This is a genomic window from Sphingomonas sp. MJ1 (PH-R8), from assembly GCF_048058635.1.
In the GTDB taxonomy this organism is placed as follows: Bacteria; Pseudomonadota; Alphaproteobacteria; order Sphingomonadales; family Sphingomonadaceae; genus Sphingomonas.
This window is the reverse complement of record NZ_JBBEFX010000005.1, coordinates 125,151-138,363: the sequence shown is the minus strand read 5'-3', so window position 1 is coordinate 138,363 and position 13,213 is coordinate 125,151. Positions and strand designations below refer to the sequence as shown.

13 protein-coding genes are annotated in these 13,213 nt (G+C 68.2%); 6 read left to right on the top strand and 7 right to left on the bottom strand.

Annotation, left to right across the window (positions count from 1 at the left end; all coding sequences use genetic code 11):
- The first annotated feature begins 77 nt into the window (after positions 1-77).
- The 4 genes from VPH46_RS06585 to VPH46_RS06570 all read left to right on the top strand — a co-directional run bounded on the left by VPH46_RS06585 (position 78) and on the right by VPH46_RS06570 (position 4,990).
- Entirely contained in the window at positions 78-797 is a 720-nt protein-coding gene (locus VPH46_RS06585; protein WP_416609840.1) for a Crp/Fnr family transcriptional regulator, read from the top strand.
- Positions 798-970: 173 nt separating this feature from the next.
- Positions 971-1,213, top strand: a complete 243-nt coding sequence (locus tag VPH46_RS06580; RefSeq protein WP_125961688.1) for a DUF6894 family protein — start codon at positions 971-973, stop codon at positions 1,211-1,213.
- A gap of 12 nt (positions 1,214-1,225) precedes the next feature.
- Entirely contained in the window at positions 1,226-3,085 is a 1,860-nt protein-coding gene (locus VPH46_RS06575; protein WP_416609838.1) for a M61 family metallopeptidase, read from the top strand.
- A gap of 87 nt (positions 3,086-3,172) precedes the next feature.
- The gene (locus tag VPH46_RS06570; protein WP_416609836.1) at positions 3,173-4,990 is read left to right on the top strand and encodes a DUF885 domain-containing protein; all 1,818 of its coding nucleotides are present in this window, start codon (positions 3,173-3,175) and stop codon (positions 4,988-4,990) included.
- A 42-nt stretch (positions 4,991-5,032) separates the two neighbouring features.
- Here the strand turns inward: VPH46_RS06570 and VPH46_RS06565 are convergent, their stop codons facing one another.
- Genes VPH46_RS06565 through VPH46_RS06555 form a run of 3 tightly spaced genes read right to left on the bottom strand, consistent with a single transcriptional unit; the run spans position 5,033 to position 8,858 of the window.
- Positions 5,033-6,613 carry an ATP-binding protein gene (locus VPH46_RS06565; protein ID WP_416609834.1) on the bottom strand — a complete coding sequence of 527 codons (1,581 nt, stop codon included), beginning with the start codon at positions 6,611-6,613 and terminating at the stop codon, positions 5,033-5,035.
- Positions 6,610-7,317, bottom strand: coding sequence for a response regulator transcription factor (locus tag VPH46_RS06560; protein WP_416609832.1), 708 nt, complete (start codon positions 7,315-7,317; stop codon positions 6,610-6,612). The genes VPH46_RS06565 and VPH46_RS06560 overlap by 4 nt, the downstream gene beginning before the upstream one ends.
- A gap of 11 nt (positions 7,318-7,328) precedes the next feature.
- Positions 7,329-8,858: a DUF4153 domain-containing protein gene (locus VPH46_RS06555; protein WP_416609830.1), complete on the bottom strand. Its 1,530-nt coding sequence runs from the start codon at positions 8,856-8,858 to the stop codon at positions 7,329-7,331.
- A gap of 193 nt (positions 8,859-9,051) precedes the next feature.
- Between VPH46_RS06555 and rarD the strand changes: the two genes are divergently transcribed.
- Positions 9,052-9,948 (top strand): EamA family transporter RarD, encoded by an 897-nt coding sequence (gene rarD, locus VPH46_RS06550; protein WP_416609828.1) that lies wholly within the window; start codon positions 9,052-9,054, stop codon positions 9,946-9,948.
- Positions 9,949-9,984: 36 nt separating this feature from the next.
- Here the strand turns inward: rarD and VPH46_RS06545 are convergent, their stop codons facing one another.
- Complete coding sequence (locus VPH46_RS06545; RefSeq protein ID WP_239434889.1) at positions 9,985-10,524, bottom strand: glycine zipper 2TM domain-containing protein; 540 nt, start codon at positions 10,522-10,524, stop codon at positions 9,985-9,987.
- A gap of 167 nt (positions 10,525-10,691) precedes the next feature.
- Here VPH46_RS06545 and VPH46_RS06540 point away from each other — a divergent pair, with 167 nt between their 5' ends.
- A complete protein-coding gene (locus tag VPH46_RS06540) occupies positions 10,692-11,183 on the top strand; it encodes a hypothetical protein (RefSeq protein ID WP_125961680.1) in 492 nt (163 codons plus the stop codon).
- A gap of 35 nt (positions 11,184-11,218) precedes the next feature.
- Here VPH46_RS06540 and VPH46_RS06535 read toward each other — a convergent pair whose 3' ends face one another.
- The 3 genes from VPH46_RS06535 to VPH46_RS06525 all read right to left on the bottom strand — a co-directional run bounded on the left by VPH46_RS06535 (position 11,219) and on the right by VPH46_RS06525 (position 13,146).
- Positions 11,219-11,482: a cytoplasmic protein gene (locus VPH46_RS06535; RefSeq protein WP_125961679.1), complete on the bottom strand. Its 264-nt coding sequence runs from the start codon at positions 11,480-11,482 to the stop codon at positions 11,219-11,221.
- A 71-nt stretch (positions 11,483-11,553) separates the two neighbouring features.
- A complete protein-coding gene (locus tag VPH46_RS06530) occupies positions 11,554-12,252 on the bottom strand; it encodes a hypothetical protein (RefSeq protein ID WP_416609825.1) in 699 nt (232 codons plus the stop codon).
- 63 nt (positions 12,253-12,315) lie between these two features.
- Positions 12,316-13,146 (bottom strand): class I mannose-6-phosphate isomerase, encoded by an 831-nt coding sequence (locus VPH46_RS06525; protein WP_416609823.1) that lies wholly within the window; start codon positions 13,144-13,146, stop codon positions 12,316-12,318.
- Positions 13,147-13,213: the final 67 nt, after the last annotated feature.

Here is a 13,213-nt window from a genome sequence, read left to right as displayed (position 1 = left end):
CTGGCCTTGCGCCACCGCACGCGGCCGTTTGCGGCCACGGGTGGGGAGGGGTGGGTCTTCGAAGCCGGGACAGGTGCATGATCGAACGCCATTTGCTGAAGCTGCGTGCGCGGGACTCGCTGAGCGCGGAGGAGGAGCAGGCGATCCGATCTGCCATCGACGACGTGCGCGAGCATCCGGCAGGCCGGACCATCATCCACGCCAACGTGGAACTGAGCGAATCCACGCTCGTGCTCGACGGCCTGGTCTCGCGCTACAAGGACCTGCGCAACGGCCAGCGCCAGGTGACGGAACTGCACGTACCGGGTGACTTCGCCGATTTGCACAGCTTCACGCTCAAGCGCCTCGACCACGACGTGATGACGCTGACGCCGTGCCGCGTCGCGACCATGTCGCACGAGAACCTCAAGCGCATCACCGAAGAACATCCGCATCTGACGCGCGTCTATTGGTTCGGGACCAACCTGGATGCCGCAATCCACCGCGAATGGACAGTGTCCCTCGGCCGCCGGACGGCGATCGCGCGCTTGGCCAATCTGTTCTGCGAACTGCACGTGCGGTTGGGCATCGTCGGACTGACGGAGGGAAGCAGCTATCGGCTGGACCTTACCCAGGTGGAGCTCTCCGAATGCCTGGGCCTGACGTCGGTCCATGTGAACCGGGTTCTGCGCGAGCTGCGGGAACAGAGAGCGGTCGAGTTCCGGAGCGGGCGGGTGATGATCCATGACCTGCCCTTGCTACGCCGCATCGCCGAGTTTGATCCGAGCTACCTCTACCTTGAGCATCGTTCCCGCTGAGCCGCCCGCGGGCTGCCCCGAGGCGGGGTCGCTCGCCTCTTCAAGCATTGGAAAACGGGGCGAATTGCGTCTTCGCTCAGGTTCGGAATTGGCGTTCGGAGACCCGGACCGGAAATCGTGTTGATCTACGTTTAAGATGGCAACCCAGGGCCTACGCCAGGCTTTTCAGGGGTATGCCCGCATATTCCTTCCATCTCTGCACGCTCGACAAGAGCCGTCCGATCAAGAACGATCATCACGAGTTCCCCGATGTCGGGGCCGCCTTGGCGGAAGCCGCGCGCATCGGCCGGGGCATGATCCGACAGCGCGTTCGCCGGAAGCCCTGCGAACTGCGCGCCCGCCTCGACGTGCGTGACGAGGGGGATGCTCCCGTCGCCCGCATCCTTCTGGCAGAACTCGCCCGCCAGATGTCCTGAGGACAACCTCCCGTGACCGAGCTTGATACCGCGGACGGGGACTATCCCGTCCCTGCGCCCGAGGACGTGCCCTTTCCCGGGCGCATCGCCCTGCATGTGGACGCGACGGACATCACCCGCCGCATCTTCCGGGTACGCGAAGTCGTCCCGGTGCCGGCACCGGGTATCCTGACGCTGCTCTTTCCGGAGTGGTTGCCGGGCTACCACGCGCCGCAGGCCCCGATCGAGCTCTTCGCAGGCCTGACCGTCACAGGCGGTGGAGCGCCGCTTTCGTGGAAGCGCCACGCCGTCCAGGTGCACGCCTTCCATGTCGACGTTCCGGACGATGTCGCGGAAGTGGAGGTCCGCTTCCAGTTCCTGTCGCCGACGGACAGCGCCCAAGGCCGCGTGCTCGTAGGTTCGGAGATGCTGAGCCTCCAGTGGAACACGGTGCTGCTCTACCCGGCCGGCTATTATGCGCGGCAGATCCCCTTCGACGCGAGCTTGACCCTTCCGGAGGGATGGAAGCAGGCGTGCGCGCTCGCGGCGGTGGACAGCGACGGCAGTACTATCCGCTACGAGACCGCGCCCCTCGACGTTCTGGTGGACTCGCCCGTGTTCGCGGGGCGGCACTTCGAACGCGTTCCGCTGGACGACGCGGGGCAGGTGCACCTCAACATCTTTGCCGACAGTGCCGACCAGATTGCGCTCACACCCGATAAGGTCGCGCCGCATCGCGCGGTCGTCGAGCAGGCTGAGAAGCTGTTCGGGGCACGGCCGTTCGACCGCTACGAAGTGCTGTTTGCGCTCAGCGAAGAGATCGGCAGCATCGGCGTCGAGCATCACCGATCCTGCGAGGCGGTGACGCTGCCGACCTATTTCACGGATTGGGAGGGGAGTTTTTCCAGGCGGGACACCATCCCGCACGAGTTCATTCACGCGTGGAACGGCAAGCACCGGCGCGGCGAGGATAGCTGGACGCCGAGCTTCGACCGCCCGATCCGCAACAGCCTGATGTGGGTCTATGAAGGCCAAACCCAGTATTGGGACCGCGTGCTGTGCGCGCGCTCCGGCCTCTGGACGCCGAATTGGGCGATGCAGGCGATCGCGCTCACCGCCGCCACCCATGAGGCCCGCGCGGGAAGCCGCTGGCGCCCGATGAGCGACACGACGCGCGATCCGATCATCGCCGCGCGCGCGACGCTGCCCTGGGCCAGCTGGCAGCGGAGCGAGGACTATTATTCCGAAGGGTCGCTCGTCTGGCTCGATGTCGACACGCGCATCCGAGAGTTGACGGACGATAGGCGGTCGCTCGACGATTTCGCGAGGGCGTTCTTCGCGGCCGAGGAAGCGGGCACCTGCACCACGCGCACCTACACCTTCGACGAGGTGGTCGCCGCGCTCCAGGATCTCGCCCCGTTCGACTGGGTGCGATTCTTCCGCGACAAGATCGAGGGCAAGCACGACGATGCGCCGCTCCAGGGGCTGGAGCGGGGCGGCTACCGGCTAGTCTATCGGGACGCGCCGAGCGATTACTGGCGCAATGCCGAAACGCTCGCGGGCAACGTCAACCTGACGTTCTCGCTGGGTCTGACCGTCGACACGCAGGGCAAGCTGGAGGAAGTGCTGTGGGAGGGGCCGGCCTATGACGCGGCCCTCACGACCGGCACGACGATCCTGGAGGTGGAAGGCGAGCCTTTCTCGCCCGATGCGATGCAAAGCGCGGTCGCAACGGCGAACGGCCCGGACGGCCGAGTCCGGCTGAAGGTCCGCGCGGGTCGGCAGGAGCGGGCGGTCGAGATCGCCTGCACGACCGGCCATCGCTACCCCCATCTCGAACCGATCGCGGGCGCCCGCCCGCGGCTGCTGGAGATCCTGGCGCCGCGCCGTTGACCATCCCGGGCGTGGAAAAGTGCGACCGGGCGATTGCGCGGCGCGGGACGGCACGCGACAAGCAGGAAATCAAAAGGGGAGATTTCCATGCGTCCTGCCTTGGTGATGCTGCTGTTGCCGCTCGTTCCGCTGATCCAGGCGAGCGCCCCGCCCACGGTGCAGGCGACAAAGGTCGCGGAAGGGGAGCAGGACGCGGCGCTGCTCGCCTTCCTCGATCGCGCCTTCGACGAGCAGGTGGCCCTCAGCCCGGAGACGCAGACGCACCTGGGCTTCAAGACCAACTATGACCGGCTGGACGACTATACGGACGCGGCAGCGCAGCGCCGGCGCGACCTGTCGGAGCGGCAGTTGAAGCAACTGCGTGCGCAGTTCCGGCCGGATCGGCTGAGCGAAAGCGCGCGCATCAGCTATCGCCTGTTCGAATATGAGGGGGAGCGCGCGCGCGAATCCTTCCGCTTCCGCAAGCTGCGCTTCCCCGTGTCGACCAACGGCAGCCCCGCGGGTTCGATCCCGGTGCTGCTGATCAACAACCACAAGGTCGACACGGTCGACGACGCGCGCGCCTATGTCGCCCGGTTGCGCGACACGGAACGGGTGATGCGCGAAGTCGCGGCGACGATGCGCGAGCAGGCGGCCGCCGGCATCATCCCCAACAAGGTGAATTTCGCGCCTGCGCGGGCGGATGCGCGCAAGGTGATCACCGGTGCGCCGTTCGACACCGGCACCGATTCCACGCTGATGGCGGACTTCCGCAAGAAGGTGGGGGCACTCGACGCACCGGCCGCCACCAAGGAGGCGCTGCTGCGCGACGCGCAGGCGGCGCTGACGGGGCCGTTCCGCCGCGGGTTCGACACGCTGTTCGCCGCGCTCGACGCAATCGAGCCCAAGTCGAAGGGCAACTTCGGCGCCTGGAGCCTGCCGGATGGCGCCGCCTATTATGCCGACCGGCTGAAGAACTCGACCACCACCAGCCTGACCGCCGACCAGATCCATGCGCTTGGCCTGCGTCAGGTCGCGGCGATCCGGCAGGAGATGGAGGCGATCAAGCGGGAGGTCGGCTTCAAGGGAACGCTGGAGCAGTTCTTCGATCACATCCGCACCGACCCAAAGTTCAAATATCCGAACACCGAGGAAGGCCGCGAAACCTACCTCCGCGATGCACGCGCGGTGATCGCATCGGTGATGGAGGTCGCGCCACGCTATTTCCGGGTGCTGCCAAAGGCGCCGCTGGAGGTCCGCGCGGTCGAGAAGTGGCGCGAGGGGACGGCCTCCACCGCCTTCTACAACCGCCCGTCTGCCGATGGATCGCGGCCGGGCATCTACTACGTCAACCTGGTCGACATGAACCAGACGCAGAAGGTGCAGGTCGCCGCCATTGCCGCGCACGAGGGCGCGCCAGGGCACCATTTCCAGATCGCGCGCCAGCAGGAGCTGACCGGCATCCCCAAGTTCCGCAAGTTCGGCGGCTACGGGGCCTTTACCGAGGGCTGGGGGCTGTATTCGGAGCGACTGGCGGACGAGATGGGGGTCTACAAGGGCCCCTATGACCGGTTCGGCATGCTGTCGCTCCAGGTGTGGCGCGCCATCCGGCTGGTGCTGGACACCGGCATCCATGCCAAGCGCTGGGATCGCGCGCAGGCGATCGCATACTTCAAGGCCAACAGCTCGGTATCCGACACCGACATCGCGCGGGAGGTCGACCGCTACTTCAACTGGCCGGGCCAGGCGACCAGCTACATGGTGGGCCAGCTCAAGATCGCGGAGCTTCGCCAGCGCGCCGAGCGCGAGCTGGGGCCCAAATTCGATATTCGCGACTTCCACGAGGTGGTGCTGGGCCAGGGCGCCCTTCCGCTCGACGTGCTGGAGGAGCAGGTCACGCGCTACATCGCGCAGCGGAAGGGCTGATCCGGGGCGGCGTGCTCCTGGGGAGGCTGTTGAGGCTGACCTCTAAGGGAGCGCGGGGAGCGTAAGCCGGAAGGCGGTTCCGGACGGGGTGTCGAGCAGTTCCAGCTCGCCCCCGGCCGAGGCCAGCAGCGATCGTGCGATCGGCAGGCCGAGGCCCGTTCCCCCGCGTGCCCGCCGCGAGGTGAAGAAGGGCTCGAAGATCCGGCCGCGGTCGGCGCGCGGGATACCGCTGCCATTGTCGGTAACGGTGACGAGCAGGTCCTGCTCCTGCCGCACGTCGATCGTGATCGCGCTCGCCCCGGCCTGGCGGCTGTTGTCGAGCAGGGTGGCGAGCACCGCCTCCAGCGTCGCCTGCGGCATGGCGGCGGCTGGCACCGGCGTCTCGACCTCGACGGCGATGGCGCACTCCGCGCTGCCGAGCGCATCGGCCAGCCGGCGCGCCGTGGCGACGACATCGGCGATGCCGTCCGACGCTGCCGTCATCATGTCGGCACGGGCGAGCTCCAGCAGCCGGGAGACCAGCAGCGTCAGCCGCATCGCGTCTGCGTCCACATTCGCCAGGAACCGGCGCCGATCCTCCGGCCCCATGTCATCGGCGTGGTCCTGCAGCAGCTCGATCGCACCGCGAATGGCGGCGAGCGGCGTCTTGAACTCGTGGCTAACGGCATGGGCGAAGTCGCGCAGGTAGCGGGAACGCTTGTCGATCGCCTCGGCCATGACGGCGAAGTCGCGATACAGGTCCTGAATTTCGATGGCGGCGGTGGGGGGCACCGCGGGCACGCTGCCCTGTCCGGCGGCGACGCCGCGCGCGGCCTGGCGCAACTGGTCGATCGGCCGGGCGATGCCGCGCGAGAGCAAGCCCGACAGGACGATCAGCGCCCCCAGGATGGCAAGCACCCCGAAGGCGATCTTGCCGCGATCCTCGTACAGGCCGACGAACAGCGCGCGTGCCGATCGCGACAGCAGCAGCACGCCCACCACCTGTCCATCGACGAAGATCGGCCGGGCATGGTGCACGCGGATTGCGGCGGCCCGCGACAGCCATTCGAAGCGATAGACCGCCCGATAGGCCCCGTTGCGGCGGAGGGTGGTGGCGGGCCTGCCGTCGAGCGCGGATGTGACCTCGGGCAGGGCCGCGTAGCTGCCGCCTGCCTTGCTGCCCGTGACGAGGCGGCCTTGCCGGTCGAGCAGCAGGATCGACGCGAGGGTCGCTTCGCGCGTCTGCCCGAGAACGGGCGCGAAGCGCGCGGCTGCGGCTTGCGCATCGGCTGTGGGCGGCCAGGCGGGGACGGGGGCCGGGCGCTCCGGAAGGATCGGGGTGCTGCTGAGATCGACCTCCGTGCTGCCGGCCGCTTCGTACGGCCGCCGCCCCATCACGGGTGCGCGTGCGGGAAGGGTGGAAGACGTCCCAGGCCACATTGCGGCGGCGCTGGCCGCGAGCGCTGCACCTTGGGCGGCCAGTTCGGCCTCCGTCTGGCGCACCAGCGTGTTCTCATAAACGCGCAGGAACACCGCGCCGACGCCGGGCAGCGCCGCGACCAAGAAGAAGCTGGCGAACAAATAGGTGCGCAGCGACAGCCGCGGCCAGTGCCGCCGGACCCAGGCCTTGGCCGCGCCGATCACGCCTCGGCGCCGGTGCAGGTCCCGAGCCGATAGCCGATGCCGGGCCGCGTCTCGATCACGTCGGTGCCGCCGGCGTGCGCGAACTTGGCGCGCAGGTTGCGGATGTGGCTGTCCACCGTCCGGTCGGTGATGGCGAAGCCCGGGCCATGGAGCCGGTCGATGATCGCGTCGCGGCTGAACACCTTGCCGGGCATCACCGCGAGCGTGCGCAGGATCGAGAATTCGGTCACGGTCAGCGGCACCTCCGCCTCGTCCCAGCGCGCCTGCCATCCCTCGACGTCCAGGGTGAGCCGGGCGTGGCGGATGGCGGCGCCGATATGGTCGGCCGCGGGTGGTCGCGCATGGGTGCGGCGCAGGATCGCCATCACCCGCGCCACCACTTCGCGCGGGGAAAAGGGCTTCACGACATAGTCGTCGGCGCCCAGCTCGATGCCGAGCACGCGGTCGATCTCGTCGTCGCGCGAGGAGAGGAACAGGATCGGCAGCTCGCCGCTTGCCCGCAGCCGCCGGCAGACTTCCAGCCCGTCCATGCGCGGCATGTTGATGTCGAGCACGATCAGGTCGGGACGGCGCGCCTCGGCGACCTCGAGCGCGGCCTCGCCATCCTCCGCCTCGATCGCGTCGAGCCCTGCCTTGCCGAGGGCGAAGACGAGCAGCTGGCGGATGTGCGGATCGTCGTCGGCGACGAGGATGGTGCGGGGCATGGGGCACAGGATCATGGTTGCCGCCCTTGCGTCAACGGCGCCGGTGGCGGGAACGGAGCGCCGTCACAGCCCCGGCCGTTCGGCACGGCGCGGGGGAGCGGCGCGTGGTCGCCGAGCAGTGCATGGGCGGCAGCGAGGCGGCGGGCGTTGCGCCAGGTCCAGCTGTGCCAGTCGGCCTGGTCGTGTTCGAGGCGCCGCAGCGCTTCTGCACGGAGATAGGTGACGCGATCGCGCAAGACCGGGCCGCCGGCGCGACGCTCGAGTTCGGTCAGCGGCAGCAGCGCGGAAGGACCGAGGCGTGCGAGATAGCAGAGGTCGAGGTCGATACCGGCACGCGCATGGCGGACGTTCCAGGTGGCGGCGGTCGCGCCCAGGTCGATGAGGCTCGCGGCCGCAAGGACGGTGCAGCCTGCAAGTGCGTTGGTGTTGATGAGCCAGCGGGTCGAGCGTCCGGCCAGCATCCGCCAGACGATCAGCACGAGCCCGACCGCCACCAGCGCCATCCACGCAAGCGCCGCGATGCGCAGGCGGGTGAGCGAAAAGGCGTCGATGTAGTCGAGGGTGCGCAGGATGCTGGAGGCGACGAGCAGCAGGTTCTGCGCGACCCAGAGCAGGATCAGCCGCCGGACGAGCGGGCTGCGCGCGCCGTTGCTGCCGGGGCGCGAGGCGACCAGCACGAACGCAGCGGCGAGGAGCGCGGTCGCGATCAGCGGATAGGCCCCGCGATGGGCATAGTCGGCAAGCGTGACGCCGTCCGGCAGCGGCGCGCCGCTCCACAGGAAGGCGAGGTCGAGCGCGTTCTGGATCGCGAAGATCGCGTTGAAAGTCACGAGCGACAGGGTGAGGGTCGCGATCGGCACGTCCGGTGCGCGCGGCCCCGCGAAGGCAGAGGCGTCGCCGATCCGCAGCATGGCGTGGCGCGGCCGCAGGCTGGGCCAGACCAGCAGCAGCACGAACGACCAAAAGATCAGATGGAACACGGCCGAGCTGAGGTCCGGGAAACGGATCGCGGCAAAGGCATTGCCGATCAGCGGATTGGCGGTGGCGAACAGGGCGAGGAAGGTCGCGCCACCCAGGAGCGGCAGCGCGAGGATCGCGAGCAGCGCTGCCAGATTCGCCCCCGGCCGCGCGGGTGAGACCTTCCGCAGGCCTATCATGTCCTGCAGCAACGCCACCGGGCTGAGCAGGCCGTGGAGGAACAGCCGCCCGGTCCAGCCGATCGCGGTCCCGAACCGGTGCTGCGGGAGCAGGGCCGCGGAGGCGAGCGCCGCCCAGAACAGGCACCAGTCGAGCGGGTCGGGATCGTCCACCAGCGCGAAACCGAAGGCGGTCGCTACCAGCAGCGCGCCGAGCGCAGCCCGGTTGCGGCGCAGGTCGGGACGCGTGAGCGCGACCACCGCGGTCCAGGCCAGCGTGAAGACGCCGAGGGTGGCGCCTGGCTCCTCGCCGTAGAAGAGCAACTGCGCCACCGCGACCAGCGCGACGGCGCCGAGCGTTTTGCGGAGGAAGGTGAAACGTGGTCGGTGCGTGCTGCCGGTCATGCCGATCTCCCTTGATCGGCCAGGGACTAGGCAGCGCCCGTCGAGGTCGCGCGGGAGCGGTCGACCGGAAACCATGGCGCTTCGGTGCAGAAGCCGTGCAGAGGGGCGACCGAAGTGCGCGACGGGTGGACATGGCAGCGCTTTGGCGGCACGGCGGCGACGCTTCTCCCCCATCACCGCGGGTTCCGAATTCATGACGCATCAGCCTGAAAGCCGCCGCGGCCTGATCCACGGCGCCACCGCCTATGGCCTGTGGGGTCTGCTGCCGCTCTATTTCCACCTGCTGGATCAGGTCGACGCAGGCGAAATCGTGGCGCAGCGGGTGCTGTGGTCGGTCGTGCTGCTGGTGCCGATCGTGCTGGTGCTGGGGCGTCGCGCCTCCTTGTGGGCGGTGCTGCGCAATCCGCGGACCATGGCGATGCTGGCGGCGAGCGCGGTGCTGATCGCGGCGAACTGGCTGCTCTATGTCTGGGCGGTGCTGCACCATCAGGTGCTGGCCGCGAGCATGGCCTATTTCCTGAACCCGCTGCTCAACATCGCTATGGGCGTGGCGCTCCTGGGCGAGCGGCTGACGCGGGCGCAGGCGGTGGCGGTGCTTCTTGCCGGGGCGGGGGTCGCGGTGCTGGCGCTGGGGGCGGGCGGTGCGCTGTGGATCAGCCTGACGATCGCGCTGAGCTTTGCCTTCTATGGCCTGATCCGCAAGCTGGCCCCGGTCGAGGCGTTCGAGGGGCTGACGATCGAGACTCTGCTGCTGGCGCCGTTTGCGCTGGGGTATCTCGTCTGGCTGTCGGGCCACGGCGGCATGAGCTTCGGCCGGGAGGGCGGGACCACCGCGCTGCTGGTGCTGGCGGGTGCGGTCACCACGGTGCCGCTGCTGCTGTTCGCGGCCGCCGCACGCGAGCTTCGGATGGCGACGCTGGGCCTGCTCCAGTTCCTGGCGCCGACCATGCAGTTCCTTTTGGCGATCACGCTGTTCGGCGAGCGGCTGGACCCGGCCAAGCTGCTGAGCTTCGGACTGATCTGGGCCGGGCTTGGGGTCTATGTCGGCGGCAGCGTTCTAGGTCGCACCCGGCGTGACGCCGTCGCCTGACGGAAACGGGGCCGGCAGGCGCCGGCCCCTCCTGCCTTAGCGGCAGACCACCTCGCGACGATCCAGCGAGCGGCCGAGCAGTGCGCCGCCCGCACCGCCGATCAGCGTCCCCAGCAGCTGCGAGTCGCCGTTGGTGAGGATGTTGCCCAGCACGCCACCGGCCAGGCCGCCGACGATCAGTCCGGTCGTGCCGTCCGTGCGGCGGCAGTAGTAGCGGCCGTTGCTGCCGCGGTAGACGCGGTCGTTCCGGCTGAGGTAGCGCGGCTGGTAGTAGTTGCCGCCGCGATAGTAGCGATCGGCATAGTAGCGGCCCTGGCCGCGCTCGTACCGGTTGTAGTCGTAGTTGCGGTACTGGCGCCAATCGCGCTGGTTCTGGACGGCGCGGCGCCGGTCGTCGCGGCGATCCTCGCGGCGTTCGTTCCAGCGGCGCTCGTTCCGCTCGCGCTGCTGCCGGGCGCGGGCATCGCGATAATCCTGATCGCGCCATCCCTGCGCGGCCGGCGCTGCCGACGCTGCAGCCGGGATGGTGGGAAGAACCATGGCCGCCATCAGGCTGGCGATCAGGGGAATACGCATGACAGTCTCCACTTGGCTTTGACACGTGAAGAACGGCGCGGTGGAGTCCCGGGTTGCGTGAACGGCAAACTACCTTCCGTTCATCCAGAGGCCAGCAAGCGAGGCGGAAGAGTTTGAATGCTGGTCAGGAATGGGTGGACAGCGGACATAGCGTGTAACGGTATTATATGACGATCAGAGGCATTGAGCATTTTCCGCAACCGGAAGACTGGACCGAATTCAGCCTCCAGCAGCTTGGCTACAGGCGGTACTCGGTCTCGATATTCGACCACTGGCTGACGGAGGACGAATGGTCACTGCACCCGTTCGTCTCGCTGGAGCGAGCCCGCGCGAACGGGTTTGAGCAGGCTTTCCACGAGCAAAACCGGAAATTTCGCGCCTTTTACCGCAGCATCTTCGACGGTGGTGTTTTCCGTCTGACTGGATCGCGTTCGAGGCCGCAGGTGACTTGGCACGCTCGCTGGGATCGCCGTTTGAAGAAGGCCGTGACCGCTATGGTAGAAGATCGAACTTGGGGCGCGGAGTTCTACGCACCGGTCTCTCACATCCGTATCTCGTCCGGCGATGCCCGCACCGATACCGTGTTCCTCGAACGGAATGCGGATGAGGCCGCCATTAGAAACCTCGTGATGAGTCACGGCCTAAATCTCATCGGCTGATCCGACATGGGTGCAAGTAAGTGGTTAGCTGCCGTTCAGTCGAACCAGCGAGTGTGCATAGAGCTCAAAAAAGATCGGTCTTCCACGGGATACCCGGACGCTGAACCGATCACCGAATCCACGCCGCACTGGGGGCAAAGGGCTGTTCCGCCTTCATCCTCCAGCCACTCATCGATACTAGCCGTCATGAAGGTTGCTTGGCAGTAGAAGCAGCCGCACACCCCACTTCGCTCCAGCTGCTCCCGGTGGTCGCGCGAATGACGGTGAGCAGCATCCAACGCCTGAGGATCATATTCCATCAGGCCAGCATCGACGCGCTAGGGAATGTCGGCAAGTAGGCGCTAGCTGCCGCTCTCGTTCAGGTCGCAACCTAGTTCGCGTCTGCCGAGCCGAGTGCCTCAGCAATGCCCGCAGCGGCTTCGCGCAGCATCGCTTCGGATTGCGCGGCGGCTTTCAGGAAGTCCGCCTGGGAGGCGGGCGTATAGTTGCAGCCGACGAACAGATGGTCCGCGGGGGGTGACGGGGGCGCCTCGCCGCCGAACGCCTTGGCCAACGCCGCCTCGATCGAACCGCCGGTCGGTTCATAGGCGCCGAGCATGGGGCCGGTCTCGGGATCCACGAAGCGGTAATATTGCTCGGCGACCTTGATGGGTGCACGCTCCATCTTCTGCGCGGCGATGAAGGCCGCTGCCTTGTCGCGCGGCCAGAACGTCACGACCCAGTCCTTCAGGAAGTAGACGGCCGAGACCTGCTCCCCCAGGAACGCGACGGGCTTGGAGAGCGTGTAGCCGTAGAGGCCGATCACGCCCTTTGTCTCCTCGCTCTCCTTGATCTCCCGCATCCAGGCGGGCGGCTTGCCCTGGAGGAACAGCGCGGTGGCGAAGGCGACCGCGGCCGGATGGGACCGGCAGCTGAGCGCATCGCCCAGGGTCTCGGGCGTAAGCGGGATGTCCTCGTCCTCCACCGCGTCCTGGGTCGCCTCAGGCTCGGCCTCGTCTGCCTGGGCGAGCGCGGGCACGGGCAAGGCAAGCGAGAGCGGAAGCAGCAGGCGCAGCAGAGTCGTGTTCATCAACCAACCTGTCGAACGGAGGCGAGCCGACCCGAGCGCGGGCGCGCGGGTCGGCCGTGTGGATCAGGCGGCGATGCGCTCGCTGCCCGGGTAGGCGAACAGCAGGTCGGCGCCTTCGCCGGCTTCGACCTGGGTGGTGCCGGTCAGCGTCAGGCACTCGCCGGCCTTGAACGGGGTGCCGTCGGCGGTGCCCTCGCCTGTGACGGGGACCAGCCAGCCGGTGGTGCCTTCCGGAAGCGTCACGGTGCGGGTGCCGGCGGGCCAGCGTTCCAGCACGAACTTGGGACCTTCGACCAGGATGGTGCGGTCCTCGGAGACCTTGCCGGGTGCGGCCGGGGCGACGAAGGGCACCGCGTCCGACACGGCGACGCCGTCGTCCAGGTGCAGCTCGCGCGGGCGGCCATAGTCGTAGAGGCGGTAGGTCGTCTCGGAGTTCTGCTGGATCTCGATCAGCGTGATGCCGGCGCCGATCGCGTGGACGGTGCCCGAGGCCGAGTAGAAGAAGTCGCCCGCCTTCACCGGCTTCCAGTCGAGCTTGTGCTCGATCGAGCCGTCCTCGGCGGCGGCGCGCAGTTCCTCGTGGGTCATGGGTGCGAGCGTGCCGAGCGCGATGGTCGAATCCGCCTCGGCGGCCAGGATCACCCAGCATTCGTCCTTGCCGCGCGTTAGGCCGCGGGCCTGGGCCTGGGCGTCGTCGGGGTGGACCTGCACCGACAGCTTCTCGCTGGTGAAGAGGTACTTCACGAGCAGGTCGGGGGTCGAATCGCCGGGCGACTTGAACCAGACCTCGCCGATCGGATCGCTGCCCGGGGCCGGATCGGGGAAGCCGGGCCACAGGTTGGTGCGGCCCCAGGGCTTTTCGACGCGGTGGGTTTCGAGCATCGTCGCGGGCAAGTCGGTTCTCCGTTCTCGTGGGGCACAAGGCGTCAGGATGCACGGCGGGGCCGCCGCGCATCCGATC